The following is an 18221-nucleotide window of genomic DNA, read 5'->3' on the forward strand; positions in this document are numbered from 1 at the left end:
AGGTGCGGACATCACCATCAATGCGTCGGTGGATACGGCACCGCAGGGCAGTGCCCTGGTACTGACGCTGAACAACGGTGAGCAGATCACCATCGCGGCGGGCACGACCACGGGAAGCGTGACGTTCACGAACCCGAATGGTGAAGACGTTTACGTTGATGGCGAGTCGCTGACCTACAGCGTAGCGGCGTCGAGCGGCGGCAACTATGAGTCGCTGGATACGAGTTCGACCTCGACGGTGGTGGTGAGCGACACGGACGACACCAGCACGGTGAGCCTGGACAACCCGACGGTGGCGGAAGGATCTGACATTACGCTGACGGCGACGGTGGACAACGCGCCGCGCAACAGTGATCTGGTACTGACGCTGAGCAATGGTGAGACGATCACCATCGCGGCGGGCCAAACCACGGGTAGCGTGACGTTCGCGAACCCGAACGTTGACGACGTCTACGTCGATGGCGGCACCCAAAGCTACAGCATCACCGGTTCAGCCGGTGGTGACTATGAAGACCTGGACACCAGCGCGACGTCGACAGTGATGGTGACCGATACGGTTGACTCCGTGTACGCCATTATTGAAGTCGATAGCGCGGCGGTTCTTGAAGGTGGTTCCCTCAGCTACACCGTGAGTTTGGTCGATGGAAACGGTGATCCGGCACCGGCAGTAGTAGGTAAAGATGTGACGGTGAACCTTAATTGGACCGGAGCAGCCGCCAATGGCAGTGATATAACCGCACTCCCGGCAAATGTGACAATCACTGGCGGCGACGCCACAACGTCCTTTGTTGTGACGAGCAATGCCGACGCTGTTTCTGAACTGAGCGAGGCGCTTACCGTCACCATTGACAGCCTTGTCGATAACGGCGGAGTCAATCCTGGCTTTGAAAGTCTGCAGGTCGAAGCTAGCGGTAACAGTGCGACTTCCCAGGTGTTGGATGCGCCTACCATCGAGGTGGTGGACGATAATGGCACTGCAGATGGCCAAGTCACTGTGTACGAGCAAGGTTTGGACTCTGGCGATGGTTCTAACACCGTCAGTGCGGTGCTGCGTATTACCGCGCCGTCAGGGCTTGAGTCGATTGAAATCGGAGGTGAACCGTTCACCTTGGCGGAGATAGAAGCCTTTGATGGCACTCAAACCGTCACTGTTCCCGGGCACGGTGAGATCACGTTGAACGGTGCCACCATGGTGGAAACGGCCAATGGACAACCTGCTGTGTGGGAAGTGGCTTTCGATTATGAATTAACTGACGAACAAATCCATAGCGCCCAAGGCACAGATGATGCCCTCAAAGATATCCCCTTGGCCGTTACTGCGGCTGATCCGCAAAATCCAGTCACTAGCGTCACAGGCTCTGGCACCCTCGGTGTTTTAGTGACAGACGACACCCCGGAAGTAGCCCTTACCGGCGTCAAACTGGATGAAGCTGAAGTTGATGAAACACAGTTGGGATCTCCGGGTGGTGCAGAGGCCACCGTTGATTTCTCCGGGGCTTTTGACATTGGCTACGGGGCTGATGGTGATAATGGCGTTGTTTATGAATTAGTCATCGATAGCGTTAATTCGGGCCTTGTGGAGACGGCCAGTGGTGACCCGGTTAGTCTTTTTGATAATAACGGTGTGGTTGAAGGCCGTAATAGCAATGGCGATTTGGCGTTTACTATAACGGTTGATGAATTAACCGGTGAAGTCACACTGGTTCAACTGCTCGCTCTGCAACATCAAGACCCTCTGACCCCCAATGACGAAGTCAAAATCACTAATGGTGTGATTAGCCTGCAGGCGACTGCAACAGATGGTGACGGAGATGAGGGAAGCGCCAACGTTAATGTCGGCGACCGTTTTATCTTCCAGGATGACGGTCCATCTGCAGTTGCAGACAGTGGCGCGGTTAGCGAAGGCGCGACACTCACGGTGGCTGCGGCGAACGGTGTACTGATTAACGATAGCGCAGGTGCCGATGGTTGGGCTGATAACGGCAACGCGGTAGTCGGTGTGATCGCCGGAGGCGGCGGTTCGATTGAGAATGCCAATGTCGGTCAGGCCCTTGTCGGTCTGTATGGCACGCTCACGTTAAATGCCGATGGTAGCTACGAGTATGTCGCCACTGCCGATGGGGTGAGCGCGGATGCGCAAGACGTGTTCACCTACACAGTGAAGGATGGGGATGGTGATTTGTCGGCCACCACGCTGGCCATCAATGTGGCTGATGTGACGGGCACACCGACGGACACGACTGGCGCAGTGGATGAAGCCGGGATCACTGGAGGTTCTGATGAGGCAGGCGACAGTGAAACAACAAGTGGCAACCTCAGCCTGCAACCTGGCTGGTCGGTCGGGGCGGCGCAAAGCGGCAGTAGTGCCCATGGCAGCTGGCTTGTTAACACCGATGGCACCTACAGTTACACGCTAACGGAAGCCACCTCCGGAGATAACGCCAGCGACAGCTTTAGCTATACGGCGGTGGATGCGGATGGCAACACAGTCATCAATACGGTAACCATCAACATCACTGACGATAGCCCTGAGGCGGTTGCCGATAGCGGTAATGTTAGCGAAGGCGCCACCCTGACAGTGGCTGCGGCAAACGGTGTGCTGGTCAATGATACTGCTGGAGCGGATGACTGGTCGGTTAGTGGCGCGATTGTCGGGATTGAGGCCGGAGATACGGGCAGTACGTCCAGTGGCGGGGTCGGGGGCCGTATCGACGGTCAATATGGTTACCTGGTCCTGAATGCGGATGGTAGCTATGAATATGTGGCTACTGCGAATGCGATTACTGCGAATGCGGAAGACGTCTTTACCTACACGGCGCGCGATGGTGATGGAGACGAAACGTTTAATACGTTGACCATCAATGTGGCTGATGTGACGGGCACTCCGTCGGACACCGCAACCATTGTGGATGAGGCCGGACTCACTGGAGGCTCTGATGAGGCAGCGGACAGTGAAACGGCCAGCGGCAATCTCAATTTGCAGGCCGGTTGGTCGGTAGAAGCTTTGCAAAGTGGGACTGGCGCCCATGGTGATTGGCAGGTCAACACCGATGGCACCTACAGTTACACGCTAACGGAAGCCACATCAGGAGATAACGCCAGCGACAGCTTTAGCTACACGGCGGTCGATGCGGATGGCAACACGGTAATTAATACCGTGACCGTCGACATTGTTGATGATGAGCCAGTAGCGGTAGCGGATGCGGGCGACACGGTTACCGAGGGCGCCATTCTGAATGTGGATGCCAATGACGGCGTGCTAACCAACGATATCGCGGGAGCTGACGGCTGGACTAATTCGGGTAGTGCCGTCATCGGCGTGCGTGCTGCGGGTGGGGACACCAGTAGTGAAGTCACCACCGATACAGGTAACGTTATAGCGGGTGAATACGGCAGCCTGACCCTGCTTGCCGATGGCAGCTATACCTACGCGGCCAATGCGGACGAGATCAGTGCAGATGAACAGGATGTGTTTGTTTACACGGTCGAAGATGCGGATGGCGACCGTTCTACCACCACGCTGACCATCAATGTCGAAGATGTAACGGGCTCGCCGGTGAGTACGACCGGCGCCGTAGATGAGGCCGGGCTTGTCGGTGGTTCTGATGAAGCGTCTGACAGGGAGTCCACTGCAGGCAGCCTGAATTTACAGACCGGCTGGAGCCTGGATCCGGGCAGTGCCGGAAATCAGGTTGGCAATCACGGCACCCTGACGATCAACGGTGATGGCTCCTATAGCTATACCCTGACGACGCCGGTTGACGATATTGATGGTGCAGATGAAACCGATACCTTCACCTACACCGCGGTAGATCAGTACGGCAATACCGTAGAAAACACGGTCGTCATTAGCATTGTCGATGACGAACCGACGGTGAGTCTCACAGGGACACCGGTTGGCAGTTTGGCCGTTGATGAAAGTGATATGGCTGGTGGCACTGTCAGCAGTAGCAATGCGCAGTTTGTCGATGGCGTGTTTGGGCCCGACTACGGAGCGGATGGCGCGGCGGATACAGAGGCGCTGGTTTACAGCCTGGCGGTCACCGATGGCACGGCTAGTGGTGTCACTGATGTGGCTACCGGCACCGATATTTACCTGTTTATGGACGGCGACGATGTGGTTGGCCGTGTCGGCGATATTAACGGTGCAGAAGCGTTACGTATCGAAATTGCCCCGGATACTGGGGCTGCAACCCTCACCCAAAGCCGCCCGCTACAACATCCAGACACGGCTTCTCACAACGATGCGCTGAGCCTGACCGGCAACGCTATCCAGCTTGTGGCCACCGCGACAGATGGTGACGGTGATGAGGAAAGCGCCAACGTTAATGTCGGCGACCGTTTCACGTTCCTGGACGATGGGCCGGTTATTGGCGCTGCGCCTGCAGTTGCCACTCTCAATGAAGAGCACTTGCCAACAGGCAGCAACCCAGATGCAAACGCGTCGACTGTAACCACCAATCTTGATGTGGATTTGGGTGCTGACGGTGGCGCGAATGGGAATGCGCTCATTTTCACCGCCGATCAGGCGGCCCTCGCAGGGGTGCTCACCGCCAGTGGCAATGGCGATATTGCTGTTGCCGTTAATGACAATATCCTCACCGCCTCGCGGGCTGGGGATCCAGTCTTTACCGTTACGCTCCAGGTTGATGGTAATGGACAGGCCAGTTACACCTTTGAGCTGCAAGGTTCAATGCAGCATTTGGTGCTGGATACACATGCGTTGAATTTCAGTTATCAGGCGATTGATGGCGATGGTGATACGGCCACAGGCAGTTTTACCGTAAACATTGATGATGATCAGCCTTCAGCCGTTGACGATACCGATACCGTACCGGAAGGCTCCTATGCGCCTATAGCAGGCAATGTCATCACGGATGCGGCGGGGCAGGATGAAACCGGGGCGGATGGCGCCACCATTTCCGGTGCGACGGCAGGCTCAGTCAATACGGAAATTTCCGGCAGCGTAGGGAGTGTCATTAATGGTACCTATGGCACGTTGCAGCTAAACGCCGATGGCAGCTACACCTATAGCCGTAATCCCGGTACGCCCGGTGATGTGCAGGACATCTTCAGCTACACCCTCACCGATTCAGATGGAGACTGGAGCACCGCGACGCTGACCGTGGGCATCAATAATGCAGATGTGACCATTTCTGACCTAACGCCAGAGGCAAGCGGTGGTGACGTTCTGGTTAACGAAAGCAAGCTTGTTGATGGCACCGGAGTGGGTGCGGGTGATGTCACTGCCAACGGTACCTTTACGATCAATTCACCGGATGGGATTGAGTCACTAGCGATTAGCCATGATGGGGCATCCTATAACCTGGTTGATGATAACGTCACCCAGGCGTTACCGACGATTACCACCGCTTTGGGTAATACGCTGGAGATCACGGGCTATGATGCAAACACCGGGGTGGTTAGCTATACCTATACCCTGAACGATGATGAGAACCATCCAGATGCTGGCCGGGATGATGTGTTCGAGAGCTTTGTGGTCAGCCTTGAAGATAAAGATGGCGACACGGCCAGCGACACCCTGGCGGTGCGCATCATCGATGATATTCCAGTAATCACTCAGGACACTGGTAACGCGGTGGCGCTGGAGGTCGATGAAACCACACTGGCCAACAATGATACTGCTGATTTCAGCGGGCTATTCTCAAACGTGGATTATGGTGCTGATGGCGCCGCTGCCACTGACGCGTTGATTTATACACTGGAAGTGGACGGTAGTATTGCCAGCGGTTTGGTTGATACCGCCTCTGATGAGGCGGTGGTGCTGACGGCCAATGGTGATGGCACCTTGATTACCGGCACCGCAGATGGGCAAACGGTATTAACGATCAGCATTGATGCCGCCGGCGCGATCACTCTGGATCAAGAGCGGGCGGTGAAGCACGCGGATACCAATAACCCGGACGATGCAGTGACCATCGCTGAGAATGCCATCAGCATTGTGGCCGCTGCTACGGATGGTGATGCCGATACCGTTACCAGCAGCATTGCGATCGGCGATCGTTTTAGTTTCAAGGATGACGGGCCGAGCATTACAACTGGCGTTACGGGTGCGTTACCAAATGCGCTAACAACCGATGATGCCGATACGGCTTCGGGCACCAGCACCGATACGGCGAACTTCTCCGGCGCCTTCTCCGTTACTGCTTCAAATGCAGGTGAAGACGGTGATGGTGGCACCGTATGGAATTATGCATTGGCGGTTACCGATCCAAATACCGGGCTGAGCAGTAATGGAGAGCCGATTACGGTGGCCCTGTCCGGTAATACCATTACGGCACAGGCGGATGGAAATACGGTGTTCACCATCACCGTGGATGCGGCGACTGGCGTGGTGACACTCACGCAAAACGCTGTCATTGATCATGATACGGCAGAGTCTAATAGCGCGGACTTCAGTAGTGATACGCAAGCCCTGTTAGCGGGTCTTATCACGCTGACCGGTACCGCAACCATTACGGATGCTGATGGTGATAGCGCCAGTAGCAGCCAGACAATTGATATAGGCGATAAATTTGTCTTCACAGACGATGGGCCGGTTATTGGCGCTGCGCCTGCAGTTGCCACTCTCAATGAAGAGCACTTGCCAACAGGCAGCAACCCAGATGCAAACGCGTCGACTGTAACCACCAATCTTGATGTGGATTTGGGTGCTGACGGTGGCGCGAATGGGAATGCGCTCATTTTCACCGCCGATCAGGCGGCCCTCGCAGGGGTGCTCACCGCCAGTGGCAATGGCGATATTGCTGTTGCCGTTAATGACAATATCCTCACCGCCTCGCGGGCTGGGGATCCAGTCTTTACCGTTACGCTCCAGGTTGATGGTAATGGACAGGCCAGTTACACCTTTGAGCTGCAAGGTTCAATGCAGCATTTGGTGCTGGATACACATGCGTTGAATTTCAGTTATCAGGCGATTGATGGCGATGGTGATACGGCCACAGGCAGTTTTACCGTAAACATTGATGATGATCAGCCTTCAGCCGTTGACGATACCGATACCGTACCGGAAGGCTCCTATGCGCCTATAGCAGGCAATGTCATCACGGATGCGGCGGGGCAGGATGAAACCGGGGCGGATGGCGCCACCATTTCCGGTGCGACGGCAGGCTCAGTCAATACGGAAATTTCCGGCAGCGTAGGGAGTGTCATTAATGGTACCTATGGCACGTTGCAGCTAAACGCCGATGGCAGCTACACCTATAGCCGTAATCCCGGTACGCCCGGTGATGTGCAGGACATCTTCAGCTACACCCTCACCGATTCAGATGGAGACTGGAGCACCGCGACGCTGACCGTGGGCATCAATAATGCAGATGTGACCATTTCTGACCTAACGCCAGAGGCAAGCGGTGGTGACGTTCTGGTTAACGAAAGCAAGCTTGTTGATGGCACCGGAGTGGGTGCGGGTGATGTCACTGCCAACGGTACCTTTACGATCAATTCACCGGATGGGATTGAGTCACTAGCGATTAGCCATGATGGGGCATCCTATAACCTGGTTGATGATAACGTCACCCAGGCGTTACCGACGATTACCACCGCTTTGGGTAATACGCTGGAGATCACGGGCTATGATGCAAACACCGGGGTGGTTAGCTATACCTATACCCTGAACGATGATGAGAACCATCCAGATGCTGGCCGGGATGATGTGTTCGAGAGCTTTGTGGTCAGCCTTGAAGATAAAGATGGCGACACGGCCAGCGACACCCTGGCGGTGCGCATCATCGATGATATTCCAGTAATCACTCAGGACACTGGTAACGCGGTGGCGCTGGAGGTCGATGAAACCACACTGGCCAACAATGATACTGCTGATTTCAGCGGGCTATTCTCAAACGTGGATTATGGTGCTGATGGCGCCGCTGCCACTGACGCGTTGATTTATACACTGGAAGTGGACGGTAGTATTGCCAGCGGTTTGGTTGATACCGCCTCTGATGAGGCGGTGGTGCTGACGGCCAATGGTGATGGCACCTTGATTACCGGCACCGCAGATGGGCAAACGGTATTAACGATCAGCATTGATGCCGCCACCGGCGAGATCACTCTGGATCAACAGCGGGCGGTGAAGCACGCGGATACCAATAACCCGGACGATGCAATCACCATCGCTGAAAATGCCATCAGCATCGTGGCCGCTGCTACGGATGGTGATGCCGATACCGTTACCAGCAGTGTTGCGATCGGCGATCGTTTTAGTTTCAAAGATGATGAGCCCGCGATACCCATCAACGACACCTCGGTCAGCGTCGTCGAAGGCGCGGACGCGGTCGGCTCGGCGAATGGCGGCGATAACCTGTTGGCTAACGATACGTTAGGTGCAGATGGCGGTGTTGTTTACGACATCAGCTATACCGATCGTTCCGGGAATGCGCAAACCAATGTAGCGGTCGGTAATGGCGGGCTGACGGTGAGCACCCAGTTCGGTGAGCTCAGCGTTCAACAAGACGGTAGCTGGTCATACACGCCCATTGACTCTGCGGACCATGAGCAACCCGCAAGCGACACAGAACTGAGCGATGACTTTAGTTATCGCGTTATTGATAACGACGGGGATATAAGCGCCGGCTCAGCTACGCAAGAAATTACCGTGACCGATACGGTGCCCGAGGTGGGTACGCCGGATAATGCCCGTGTCGATGAGGAGAATTTGCCGACCGGTGCAGCTCCGCATCCTGGCTCACTAACAGCCACTGGCTCGCTAGACGTAACCAAAGCCGAAGACAGCATTGAGACTCAGTTTACAACGGCTACCAGGGGTGTGCTTGACGCTCTGGGGTTAACGTCTAATGGGGAAAGCCTGAGTTATGTCATTGACCAGGATGGCCATAGGCTGACAGCCACCGACGACGGCACTAATGCAACCGTCTTTACCATTACCATCACTGACCCCAAAGGTGAGCTCCCAGGGGGGGGCGGTCCCGGATATACGTTCACGTTGGATCGTGCCTTGGATCATCCATCAGCAGCTAATATCGACTTGCCGTTTAGCTTCACCGTAACCGATAGCGATGGGGATACGGCCACGAGCAGCTTTAACGTTGCAGTGGTGGATGATGTGCCTGCAGGCACGCAGGCCGTTGAAACAGATGAAGACACATCCGTCACATTCAACTCATCAGCAGATGCGGATCAAAGCAACACCAGTATTTCCGGCGGGCCTACGTTCGGCAACGCTGAGGTTAATCTCGATGGCACTATCACCTACACGCCGGCACCGGGTTCCAACTATAGTGGTGAAGACAGCTTTACCTACACCACTATAGAAAATGGTGGCGTGGCAACGAATACCATTGTCACGGTGACGGTCAACCCGATTGCTGATGCCCCCACCTTTATGGCTACTGCGGGATCGGTTGAGACGGATGAAGATACCGCCGTGTCGTTAGGTTTTAACGCGCCTGTGGTAACCGATGCGTCAGATTGGAATGGCTTGGATGCGGGTGACAATCCAGAGTTGCTCAGTGTTATCACATTGAGTGGTATTCCGGACGGGGCGACGTTGCTGCAAGCCGATGGCACAACGGTATGGCATGAGTTCGTCAGCGGCGATAATGGCAGTATCACCATTACGCTCAATGACGGTTCGCACATCAACGGAGCCATTGGCGACCTTTCCATGTCGTCCGCTGAATTTGCAGGTTTAACAATTCTTCCGCCATCGGATAGCCATGAAAACTTCACGGTGGAAGGGGCTGTCACCAGTTATGAAGTCGATGATAGCGGCGATCCCATTCCAGCAGCGGGATCGGAAACCACCACTACCCCTGTCTTGGTCTATGTCCAGGCGGTGACAGATGATGCAGCGCTCACCTTTGATGATAGTAAGGTGCCAGGAGATGTTGCCAATGTTGATGCTCTCTCCTTCGATGGCGGACAAACTAATGCCGATGTAACCATTAAGGAAGATACCGCCTTTGTGGTTAACGATATTCTTGAGGCGGCATTTGCAGATTTGGATGGCTCAGAAGAGCGTTCTATTACTATCTCAAATAACAGTGGTGCCGTGATCCTGGTTAATGGCACGGAGGTGGCGGCCGGTGCTGATATCACCGTGCAGGACAAGAACGGCACAAATGGCCAAACAGGAGAGATCGGTAGTTTTCCCAATATCACCATTGGAGCCGAGGCAGACTTCAGTGGCGACCTGGAGAACATTGGCATCACTATCAATGCACAAGATAAAGATAGTGACGGGTTTAATGCAGGCAATAGTGGTAGCACGGTCGATGGTGTGGCCGAAGCCGATACCTCGAACAATACCGTCACACTGAATCTTCATGTCACGCCTGTCGCAGGGGATGTGGGGCTTGTTGCCGGGTCGGATGTGGCAACGCCTGAAGACACCGCTGTTGCCTTCATGGACGATATTGAAATCACTGACCCTGGGACGGGCACTGAAGTGATTACCAAGGCCACCTTCGAAATACCAGTAGGATGGGAAGTAACCGCACCTGCCGCTAGCGCGGACTGGGATGTATCGACGGATGGAACGAACTACACCATTACCGCCGTGGGTGCTTACAACCTGGAAGACGTGTTGGGAGATTTCACCATCACGCCTCCTCCCCATAGCAGCGTAGATCAAGACATTACCGTAACGGTTACCACCGAAGACAGTAACACTGTTGACGGGGCTGCCGTTACCAGTGATCCAGTAGAGACTGAGCTGACTATTCCGGTGGAGGTGACTGCCGTCGCGGAGGAACTGGCTGGTGATAGTGATGTTGATGGCAATGATGATCTGACCATGAGCGGTGACCATGATTATACGGTTACCGCTACGGAAGACGTATGGTTCGATATGAGCCAGGAAGCTGCATTGGATGGCTGGAATAACCAGGACCAGGATGGCAGTGAGCAAACATTAGCCCTGTTCACCCCGACATTGACGGATGCGTCTGGTGGCTCCGTCAGCGCGATTGGATCTCAGTTCCAATATAACGACGGTACGGGGCTCATCACCAAAACCTTTAACGGTGATGCTGTTGAAATCCCCGAAGAGTTTTTAGATACACTCAGATTCAGGGGGCCTGATCATTTTTCTGGTTATTTCGAGGTGAATGTGTCGGTTAAAACCATCGATACGGATCCCGACACTAATGATCAATCAACATGGTCAGGCGGGAGCTCGGTGTTAACCGGGACAATAAACCCAGTCGCTGACGATGTAAGATTGTCAGTAACCGGGCGTGCAAGAGGGGATGAAGATACAGATATCCCGTTATCTGTTCGTCCGGTAAGTTCTGATAGCGACGCATCGGAAACCTTTACGGTCACCCTGTCGGGTATTCCGGCGGATGCGGTGCTTACCTATGACGGTGCGGAGCTGGTACTAACCGATGACGGCTTGGGGAATGGTACCGTTGGGGTGGAAATACAAGATTTTGACCGGACTGCCCCGATGACAATACGCCCACCCGAGCATAGTAATGAAGACTTTACTATTGGCGTGTCGGCAGTGTCCGTTGATGAGCTGGGGGCTTTCGTCAGTACTTCCGGTCCGGATGCTGAAAGTATTGATGTCATCGTCAAAGGGGTGGCAGACGAAGCAGTATTAACGACAGATAACCCTGCGTTTACGGAAGCTTCAACTGATGCCGCAGGCTCAAGCTTTGAAGGGCTTGGTAGTGTCTCGCTTAATCAGGTGCTAACAGCGTCTGCACTGACTGACGACGATGGCTCAGAAAAGCTAACCCTTAGCATTAGTGGTCTGGATTCTCAGTTTAGCCTCAGTGGTGGCGCTTTTATCGGCGGCGTCGGCGAGGGTAGGACTTGGCTGCTAACAGAAGATCAGCTGGCTACAGCGAAAGTGCTATTGCCGATTAACTTTAGTGGAACGGTCACCGCCAATGTGGTCGCAATTACCACTGAAAATGACGGGGATTCACAGTCTAATCCGGGGGTTGATTTAGAGTTTACCGTTACACCCAGCATCGATGAAGCCATTAAAGCCGGTACCAATAACCTGCAGGAAGACACCCTGGGCAAAGTGGACTTTAGTTTGGCGGTGCCAGGTGAAGATGATGACAGGATTGTCGATGGTAACGAGACGCTCACGTCAATATGGATTGACCTGAGTGCGGCAGAGACGGGTGATTACACGCTGTATTTAGGTTCCGGCGGAAAAACTTTGGCGCAGGCGTTAGCTGATGGAGAGCCTGGTATCGTGCTTGATGGTACCGAGTATAAAGTCACTGGCTCGGCGATTGATAATATTTACGTGCAGGGCGCCGCTAACCTTCACGGAAACTTCTCCTTTGATGTGGGTTATGAAATTACAGACCCTTCATCAGACGGATCGTTGCCGGTTGTGTCCGAGCGGACGGATACCACACATACCTTGAGTATTGAAGCAGTTACTGATCCCGCGACCCTGGTTATTGACAGTATCACTTCCGATCCTGCAGGTGCCGCTACGATCACGGGCACCACTGCCGTTCATGCCACCGAAAATACTGAACTAACGATCAATGCTACGTTGAGCAAGAATCCTGATGCTAACGCAGGCAATAGCAGTGATTACGATGGCAGCGAGGTTATTACTGAGATTTATGTGGATGGTGTGCCCGCTGGTGTGACCGTTGAAAACGCGGTTTATATTGGCAACATACCTGGAGATCCTAATACCGGTCGATGGTTGTTATCAGGGGGGGCAACAGGAACGAGCCTTTCTGGTGGTGCAACCAGTTTTGAAATGAAGCTTTCACTCACCGGTACCGCCGCGAATCTAAGTGACCTGAGTGAGTCGCTGTCGTTCAATGTCGTTACCAAAGACGCGGACGGTGGTGAGCAGGTTTCATCGGATGATTTTCTGCTTACCACCCCGGCAAATTTTGATGACACCAATTCTGAAGTTGACCAGCCCGCTACCATTGATACTTGGCAGGATGACCCCGCGTTCAATGCTACGGAAGATGTCTCCTTCAATCTGAGTGACGCACTCAATGCCCAGATAACAGGTAGCAGCGACTTTGCTATTACCATTACGGGTTTCCCTGCGGGGACCACTGTTTCAGGGATGACCCTTACCGTCGCAGATGGAGTAGAGACCTGGACTGTATCGGGAACGGGTGGTGATGCTGCGCTGCAGGCGGTTCTCGATGCTATACAAGTCAACCTGCCTGAGGACTGGAATGACAATACTGAACCTGATTTTGATTTTCAGTCTACGCTGACTACATATGCGGCGAGCGGTGAGCGTAATGACAGTACGACGACAGTTGAGCAGCCGGTAGCGCCGGTGACTGACCCGTCAGTGCTAACCATCAGCAATGATGAGGCAGTGGGAGAAGATTCGCCGGTTAATTTTACTGTAGACATTGATAACTCCTCAGACGGTTCCTTCAGTAGCGTGGTAGATGGCAATTTGTATTTGCAGCTGTCTGAAACAGGTATGAGCGGCGGCACTTTGTCATATCAAGGCATGGCTCTAACGTCTCAAGCCGTTAGTGGCGTGGTTGGTGTGCCGGATGGTAACTACTATATCGCTGATATCGGGGAGGTTGCCGGAAACGGCGATGGCAGTAGCATAGCCTTAACGTATCAACCACCAGAGAATCAAACCGGCTCGGTTGCGTTGCAAGCATGGGTTCAAACGCAGGAAACGGGCGCTGCGAATATTGTGTCGAGCTCTTCTGGAGCAGCCGATGACGGAGAAGGTGCAGCGACGGTTTACCCAGTCAACGACGGCTTTAATCTGGCCGCAAATGATGTTTCTGGTGATGAAGATACGCTAATCGAATTGGATGTTTCCGGTACCGGTTTGGTTGATACAGACGGATCCGAAACGATTAGCTCTGTTCTTCTTGCTGGTCTGCCGACAGGCTATTTGGTATATACCGGGACCGACTCAGGCTCAGCGGTTTTAGCCAATAATGCTGGGGCCAACGGCTGGTCCATTCCAATAGTGGGTGGGCAATTGCCGGCATTTATTGGTGTACGTCCGCCACTGAACGTTAGTGGCGTGACACTCGCGTTGACGCTGACAGCCTTAACAGGTGAAAGCGCGCTGCTTGATGTCGAGTCCTCGAGTATCGATTTTGACGTCACAATTGATCCTGTGGCTGATGGTTTATCCATTACTCCTGAAAATGCTGCAGGAGCAGAAGGGGATGTCATCACGATTGATGTTAACCCTTCCTTAATCGATCAAGACGAGCTGGTGAATCTGGAGCTGTCGGGATTAGGCGAATTCGCGAGCTTTTATGCGGAGGGGAGCCTGCTAACAACGGAGGTGAACTACGATGAGCTCAATGACACCTACAGCATTAGCGGTTTAAGTGAAGGCCAGTTAGGTGACTTGGGCTTTGTCCAAAAAGCAGGGACTTATACCGTAAACGTCAGCGCCGAAACCGTAGATGGCCTGGATGTCAGCCCAGCGACTACGGATAGTTTTACCGCTACGGTTAGTACGGTGGCACCATCCGCGGGTAATGACGTTCTGTTGTATGGTGGCTTGGCGATCGATGCCGATGCTGGTGACGATACCATTCAGTTGCGCTTTAGTGAGGACGTCTCCGCCAGCGATTTAGCCACGAACCTTGATAATGTAGAGGTTCTGGATGCGGGCATAACGGGTAGCAATAGCATTGGCGATGCCTCTCAAGGTCTTAGTATCCAGGATGTTTTAGATATGACTGATGCGCGTGGCACTTTGACAATAGAAGGGGACTCTAGCGATGACGTTTATATCAGTGATAGCTGGACGAATACTGGAAGCAGTGGTGGTTACACGGTTTATACCAGTGCGGTTGATGGTGCTACGTTAAATGTGTCAGAGCAGATGAATGTCCTCCTCGTGATTGATTAAAGGTGGGAGATGTTGAGCGGCAATGTAGTGCTTTCATGAACCGGAAGGCCAGCGTTGCCGCCTGGTCGAGGTGTCAGGGGGGGGGCAGTAAAAACGTTCCTTTACTTCTGGATGTAAGCTGAAGATTGCCGCTCATTCGGAGATCCATCAGCAAATAGCACGACTGGGGCTAGCCGCATACAGGCCCATTGCCGTTAGACCATGGGTCGCTGGATTCTGAGTATGGTTCGCCAATGTCCTGAAGCCGGGTTAGTGCTGACCTGAGGGTGCTGCGGATCTCGAAACAGCTGGCGATGAAGTTCAAGTAACCCCAGTGCCACCAGTTTCGAGAACGGGGCATCAGGTCGACAGGATTAAAGCCTTCTTTCTCGGCCAGGCTTTCTGACAGGAATCGAAAACGGCCAAGGAGGCCGCAGCCCGTGAGGGGATGCTGCAGCGGACGAAGTCGTCGGTATTGTTGGGGATGCTATCGAATTCAACTCGGGGGTGGCTTAGAGATTAGGTTTGCCCAGCAGGTTGGGAATTTTATTGTGTAGATTGGTGGGGAGAGATGGGTAGTTATCCATAATGGAATAAAGCGTAAGAAAAAATATAAAAAAACACGAAGCGGTTGAGGATAACGATGTTTCTTATCGGGCTGCTCGTGGGGGCGACCGGATCAGTGCCTCAATGGGTCTGAGCAGAGCTTGTTCTGCAGAAAGCTGTGGGAATTTTTGTTTGCAGCGTGCGAAAAATTGGTGGGCCCACCAGGACTTGAACCTGGGACCAATCGATTATGAGTCTGCTTCTCAGAAAACACTTAAGCTGCTGATTTTGCAGCTCTTTCTAATTTTTATCCCTTCCAAAAAAACCTGCCGATCCGGTAGGTAAGTCATTGATTCAATTGCGTCCAAAACCTGATTTTGGAAAGCAGTTCTGTGTCTAAAAACTTTCCTGCCGGAAAGAAAAAAGCCCTCGAAATTCTTGTCTTGGCGGACGTCTTTCGAGGGCTTTGGCGGCTCACATAGGTAAGCACGGTTTGACGAGGTTAGTGTAATGCTGAACCCCCGTAACCGCAAATTACCAGTGAGTCGCCGGCCCGGTCAGGAATGCGGCAACGCAAGCCCCCGGGTCCGGCGGCTTGTTTGCACGTCCTCCCCATACAGAGCGGGTCGCACCGCAACCTGTGGGGCTGTATCGCTGGGCTTGTCGCTGTAATCGCCCCTTCCGGCGTAACAACCGGACGACCCTCGCTTTGGCTTGGCTGCTGAGGCTTGTGGTTTGGACAGAGGATGCTCAGGGGGTCGCGCGGGATTATGCGCCTACTCGCAGCTTTAGGGGTTGAGAGGCGTTGCCGGAGCGCGGAGCCACCATGGTCGACCAGAGAGAGAGCAGAGCACCTGGAATAAGCCAGGACCGTTACTGACTGTCGTGAGGGACATATCTGGCCGTGGGTGACAGTACCGGCAGGCTGTAATGCCAAATTAAATGGCGCAGTCATTCTCTTAGTGAACCAAATTCCTGCCGTAATGGGGGTTTGGGGAGCTAGGGGAATGACTGCGCCAGCCAGGGGTTGGCCGCTACGCGGTGAGAGAAAATTTGCTTTATTGCATAGTTTCAACAGCCACGCATGGATACCCATTATGTGCCGTGTTTATGTGTGAGTCGCCAGTTTTTTGGTTGGATCTATTGGGTATCCGGATTAACGGGTTGATATAAACATCATCTTCAACCTGAGCCGGATACGCTTCTATTTGGTACTGAGCATTTTGGCTGCTGTTTGGTCACCTGAACAGGGGAACTGATACATACTAGGCAAGCCAGAATCAGCACAATGCCGGCCCAGCCCAGTCCCGGTAGGCGCTCGCCGACAATGATCACGGCCAAGCCCGCTGCCACCACGGGCTCGAAAAGGGTTATCGTCGTGGCGGTGCTGGCAGGAATACGCGCGAGGCCGTGCCCGAAGCAGAGGTAACCCAGGAACATCGGCACCAGAGCCATGTAGAGCCCTACTGTGGCATTTTCCCATGAGTCCAGCAGTGAGGCTCCAGTAACCATAAGCACCGGCATCAGCATCAGGCCACCCAACCCGAAGGTGGCTCCCATGGCGGCCCTGGGAGCGATGCCACGCTGCATGAGGCGGCGTGCCGTCCACGAATACAGGGCATAGGTGAGGCCGGCCAGCAGCCCCAACAGCACACCTGGGATTACGGCCGATGCCGTTCCGATCGGCACATGGCCGCTTCCTTCGGCCAGACACAGTAACACCATGCCTGCTATCCCGAGCCCCGCGCCGGCCATCCAGCGGCGAGTGAGCCTAAGTCCATCCAGGTGATACTCAATCAGAGCCGATAGCAGGGGCGCTGAGCCGATGGAGACCACCGTGCCGATGGTGACCCCGGCCAGTCGCATCGAGGCATAGAACGCCAGCGGATAGATCGCAACGGCGACGGCGCCCAGCAGCAGGTGTTTCCACTGTGCTCGCAGCAGGTCGGCATGGCGGTGGATTCCTCTGGCAAAGAGGGCAGCCTGCATCATGCCTCCGCCGCCCATGGCCACGGCACCGATCGCCACGGCGCTGACGTCCGGGGCAAAGGTCGCCGCAGTACCGGTGGTTCCCCACAGGACGGCAGCAATAAGTACTGCGGTGATCCCCAGCAGGCGCTCGTGGGTTGTGCGGTTCATAACGCCTTCAGCATGGCCGCCGCCATGCCTTGCGCTTGACGTAGGCAGTCGCTGCGCCCCTCCAAGCCAGCGCGCGCCATGGCACCTTCGAGTAGGAAGGCGAGATGATGTGCCAGTTGGGCGGCTCGCTGCGGATTATCGCCAAGCATATCGCTGACATGCTGAGCCAGCAGCGCTTCCACTTGCTCTTTGTGGCCTCGAACCACTGCTCTGCCCGCATCTCCTGCAGGTAGCTCTGCCGCAGCATTCAGTAGCCCACAGCCGCGAAAGCCACGTTCATAGGCGTGCTCGGCATGGTCCTCATAGGCCAGGAACACCGCCATCACCTTGTCGTGAGTGTTAGTTGCTTGGCGTAGACGAGTTTCATACAACATGAGCCACTCCGCATGGCGCTGCTCTAGATAGGACGCCACTAGGTCGGCCTTCGAAGAAAAGTTGTTGTAGAGGCTTTTCTTAGCAACCCCCGCCCGCTTCACGATGGTGTCGATGCCCGTTGCCGTGATGCCATCGCTGTAGAATAGCGTTGCAGCCGCATCGAGCAGACGGTCATGGGCGCTCTTGGGCGCTTGCTTGGGAGGTGTGGTCACGGTGAAGCCTCGACATTAAAGGTATGTAGACCAGTCTACCTACTCATGGTGTAACGTCAAGCATGACATATACCGATGCCATGACGGCAATAAAACAGGAGATTCGAGACAGTGAAGTTGTTACTTGCTGG

Annotated in this window: 3 protein-coding genes; 1 reads left to right on the forward strand and 2 read right to left on the reverse strand. The window is 54.3% G+C overall.

Translation table 11 applies throughout. The features are described from left to right. Positions 1-16 precede the first annotated feature (16 nt). Positions 17-14839, forward strand: a complete 14823-nt coding sequence (locus tag ABNH18_RS13175; RefSeq protein WP_349383369.1) for a DUF5801 repeats-in-toxin domain-containing protein — start codon at positions 17-19, stop codon at positions 14837-14839. Positions 14840-16546: 1707 nt separating this feature from the next. Here the strand turns inward: ABNH18_RS13175 and ABNH18_RS13180 are convergent. Together ABNH18_RS13180 and ABNH18_RS13185 are read right to left on the reverse strand one after the other, a co-directional pair. After that, a complete protein-coding gene (locus ABNH18_RS13180) occupies positions 16547-17503 on the reverse strand; it encodes a DMT family transporter (protein WP_349383272.1) in 957 nt (318 codons plus the stop codon). Beyond that, complete coding sequence (locus ABNH18_RS13185) at positions 17500-18090, reverse strand: TetR/AcrR family transcriptional regulator (protein ID WP_349383273.1); 591 nt, start codon at positions 18088-18090, stop codon at positions 17500-17502. The genes ABNH18_RS13180 and ABNH18_RS13185 overlap by 4 nt, the downstream gene beginning before the upstream one ends. Between the last annotated feature and the right edge of the window lie 131 nt (positions 18091-18221).

Source organism: Alcanivorax sp. (genome assembly GCF_040118815.1).
In the GTDB taxonomy this organism is placed as follows: Bacteria; Pseudomonadota; Gammaproteobacteria; order Pseudomonadales; family Alcanivoracaceae; genus Alcanivorax.